Consider the following 987-nt stretch of genomic DNA (forward strand, 5'->3'; position numbering starts at 1 on the left):
CTGTTGAACTAAACCGCTTCGCGGTAGCTGTCGACGAACCACGTTTTTCGCCTCATCGGGCCACACTGTTGATTGACCCACGTGGGTCATACAACAGGAGTGACGACGATGACTGCCTTGCGACAGAAGATGATCGCGGCCATGCGTCAGCGTGGCTTTGCGCAACGTACCCACAACACCTACCTGATGGTGGTCACTGAACTAGCACGTTATTTCCACCGCCCGCCAGACACGTTGAGTACCGACGACCTGCAACACTTCTTTAATCACCTGGTTCAGGAGCGTGGTTTGTCCGCCGCCAGTTGCCGTGTTTATCTGCACGGCGTGCGGTTCCTGTATTTGCACGTGTTGCAGTGGCCTTCGTTTGATGTGCCGCTCACCGTCCCCAAAAAACCGCAGCGGATTCCAGAACTGCTGACCCGCGACGAGGTTCGGCGGATCCTGGCCGCCTGCCAAAACGCCAAGCATCGCATGATGCTCGAACTGTGCTACGGCTGCGGATTGCGTGTAACCGAGGTCTGCCACCTGCGAGTTAGTGACATCGACAGCCAGCGTTACCAACTCCGTGTGACGCAGGGCAAGGGCGGCAAGGATCGTATGGTGTTACTACCCGTGACCCTGCTTGATCGCTTGCGCGAATACTGGCGCGCCTATCGGCCAGTCACATGGCTGTTCCCGAGCGCTCTGTTTCCCGATCAAGCCCTACACGCCAGTGCGCCACAGAAGGCCTTTACCCAAGCCAAGCGCCTGGCCGGGATCGAGCGGGTCGGTGGCATCCATAGTCTGCGCCATGCCTATGCCACCCATGTTCTGGAGCAAGGCCTTCCCGTCCATCAGCTCCAGCGGCTACTGGGCCACCGTCACCTCCAGTCGACGATGCGCTACCTGCACTGGCTGCCGAGCCAGCAAGGGGGAGATCAGTGTCATATTGACCTGGTGGCCGCCTTGGAGGTGAGCCATGACTAAGGCCGCTACCTTGCAACAGGC

General features: G+C 59.2%; 1 protein-coding gene. It reads left to right on the forward strand.

The annotated features are described in order from the left end of the window. Positions 1-108 precede the first annotated feature (108 nt). Positions 109-966 carry a site-specific integrase gene (locus tag E0L35_RS25295; protein WP_041158185.1) on the forward strand — a complete coding sequence of 286 codons (858 nt, stop codon included), beginning with the start codon at positions 109-111 and terminating at the stop codon, positions 964-966. The last annotated feature ends 21 nt before the right edge of the window (positions 967-987 follow it).

The organism is Halomonas sp. ATBC28, from assembly GCF_005937175.1.
GTDB lineage: Bacteria > Pseudomonadota > Gammaproteobacteria > Pseudomonadales > Halomonadaceae > Vreelandella > Vreelandella titanicae.